This window comes from Dehalococcoidia bacterium (genome assembly GCA_028711995.1).
Lineage (GTDB): Bacteria > Chloroflexota > Dehalococcoidia > SZUA-161 > SpSt-899 > JAQTRE01.
This window is the reverse complement of sequence record JAQTRE010000238.1, coordinates 1-2,595: the sequence shown is the minus strand read 5'-3', so window position 1 is coordinate 2,595 and position 2,595 is coordinate 1. Positions and strand designations below refer to the sequence as shown.

The window sequence follows — 2,595 nt, the reverse complement described above, 5'->3', positions numbered from 1 at the left end:
TGCTCTTCCGATCTAACTGACCGAAAGGGTCAATATGATGGCATCCAACCTGACAAATCAGATGAGGAATATCGCCGAGGTAACCACCGCCGTAGCCCAGGGAGACCTCTCGCGAAAGATCACCGTCGAGGCAATGGGCGAGATTCTGCAGTTAAAGAACACCATCAACACCATGGTGGACCAGCTGAGCGCCTTTGCCGCGGAAGTAACCCGGGTGGCCAGAGAGGTGGGCACTGAAGGCAAGCTTGGAGCACAGGCCGAGGTCAAGGGGGTAGGCGGCACCTGGAAGGAACTGACCGACAATGTCAATATGCTGGCCGGCAATCTGACCAGCCAGGTGAGGAATATCGCCGAGGTGACCACCGCCGTGGCCCAGGGAGACCTCTCGCGTAAGATCACGGTTGAGGCAATGGGCGAGATTCTGGAACTGAAGGATACCATCAATAACATGGTGGATAATCTTGGCGCGGTTATCGGGGATATCAACAGTGTTATGACCATGGTAGGCAGTGGAAATCTGACGAGATCGGTTGAGGCTGAAGCTTCTGGCGAATTTGCCTCTATGGTTGACGGCATTAACGGAACGATAGAGAGCCTGCGCGGCATTGTAACCGAGTTGACTGAGGCGGGGACCAGTGTTGGAGAAATCTCACAGAATCTGGTGAGCGCCGGTCAGGAGATGAATGCCTTAGTTACACAATTCTCAAAGTCGGTGGAGGCAATTGCCGAGGGCGCCAAAACACAAGCACAACAAATAGCTGAAGCGTCCAGAGAAAGCGAGGGGGTTGGGGAAACTGCCTCAATAACGACTACTCGCGCTGAGAATATGAGGCAAATGTCCGAAGCAGGTAACAAAGCTGCGGCTGCAGGTAGTGAGGGTATGGATGAAACCATCAAAAACACCACCTTGATGCTCGAAGGCTCCAAAGAGTCTGTGGAGAGAATCAATTCGCTCAGCCAGAGCAGTGAACAGATTCAAGAGGTAATCGACATCATTCGAGATATCGCCACCCAAACCAATATCCTGGCCATTAACGCGGCAATCGAAGCAGTGCGCGCCGGTAAGCAAGGAAAAGGCTTCGCGGTTGTGGCTGAGGAGGTCAAGACGCTATCTGCCGATAGCAAGACCCAGGCCAAAAGCATTTCGGATTTGATTCAGTCTATTCTGAAAGAGACTGCAAAGACGGTCACTACGATTAACACGATGGCGGAGAACGTTGAATTGGGACAGCGTTCGATTGAGCAGACTTCAGGAGCGTTTTCAGATATCAACCGCTCAGTTGGAGAGATTGCCAAGGAAGCCCAGGAAATCGCAGTGGCTGCTGCTGAGCAGAAGAGGAGCATCGATACCATCTCGCAGAGCCTGGATAAGATAAGCGGTATTGCTGCCGACACGTCAACCAGCGGCTCTCAACTGGCAGACAGTACCAAGACCCTTCTTTCGAATATGCAGGAACTCACTACTGTATCGACAACACTGGCGGATATGTCTCAAAGGTTCCAGCAAACAGTAGGGCGCTTCACTATTGAAGAAGAGGTCGGCCCAGCCAGATCGGCCCCTATGTCAGTTACAGGGAAGGCAAAGAACATCTCAAAGAGCGTACCCAAAAAGGCAGCGAAAACGCCTGTCCGGGCAAGGGTTTGAACATCTTGGGATTTCGTTGCGAAGGGGGATCGAGCCATGATAGACGAAGCCGTAAAAGATGATATCGAAGAAGAAGATTTAGAGCTGGACCAACACCTTGTTTTCAAGGCCAAGTCACAGGAATTCGGTATCCAGGCAGTGAGGGTTCAGGAGATAGACAGAATACTGCCCATAACGGAAGTTCCTAATGCCCCGTCCTATATTGAGGGCATCATGAACCTTCGCGGAAGGCTGGCTTCGGTTGTCAATTTTCGTAAGAAGCTCGGCTTCCAATCCAGGGAACACGATGAGGATACCCGTGTGATTGTAGTGGAACTGGGCACATTCCCCGTCGGAATCATCGTGGACTCTGTGGAGGAAGTCATCAAGATTCCGAACGAGAAGGTGCAAAAGCTGCCTGAATCAACCACCACAGCCGTATCAAGAGACTATATGACAGGTGTGGGAATGCTGGACGACAGAGTGGTTATTCTGCTGGATGTGGATAAGGTGTTGAGCGGCACTGAGTTGATCGAGCTGGGCAAAATCGATCAAATACTCAAAGAAGGCGAAGAAACCTCGAATTCGGCCGATGTTGAAGAACCGGCGAAAAAACCTAAGAAAGTTCCGAACGCATCTGAAAGCAAAGCTCCGGACACCAGGCAGCCAACAAATCTGAAAAGGAAACCAACAAAAGGGAGGGCCGGCTAATGGCAAAAATAATGATTGTAGATGACGCGGCTTTTATGAGGGGTTCATTGAAGTACATCGTGGAAAGTGCCGGGCATAATGTGATTGGCATGGCACAGAATGGCAAGGAGGCAGTAAAGCTTTACAGAAAGCTTAACCCAACTTCCGCAGTTTTGAATCTGGGAGGTGGTTCTCCCGAGCGTAAAGTCTACACTACATTTTTGTAAATCCTCATTCTCTGGGGCAGATGTAATCCAAGCATCTGGAGCAAGATGGCCTGG

At 50.9% G+C, this 2,595-nt stretch carries 3 protein-coding genes; all 3 read left to right on the top strand.

What is annotated here, in order from left to right; genetic code table 11:
* Positions 1 to 34: 34 nt before the first annotated feature.
* Genes PHV74_16140 through PHV74_16130 form a run of 3 tightly spaced genes read left to right on the top strand, consistent with a single transcriptional unit; the run spans position 35 to position 2,541 of the window.
* A complete protein-coding gene (locus tag PHV74_16140) occupies positions 35 to 1,645 on the top strand; it encodes a methyl-accepting chemotaxis protein (protein ID MDD5095882.1) in 1,611 nt (536 codons plus the stop codon).
* A gap of 36 nt (positions 1,646 to 1,681) precedes the next feature.
* On the top strand, positions 1,682 to 2,335 hold the full coding sequence (locus PHV74_16135) for a chemotaxis protein CheW (protein ID MDD5095881.1): 654 nt from the start codon (positions 1,682 to 1,684) through the stop codon (positions 2,333 to 2,335).
* The gene (locus PHV74_16130) at positions 2,335 to 2,541 is read left to right on the top strand and encodes a hypothetical protein (protein ID MDD5095880.1); all 207 of its coding nucleotides are present in this window, start codon (positions 2,335 to 2,337) and stop codon (positions 2,539 to 2,541) included. Before PHV74_16135 ends, PHV74_16130 begins: the two co-directional genes overlap by 1 nt.
* Positions 2,542 to 2,595: the final 54 nt, after the last annotated feature.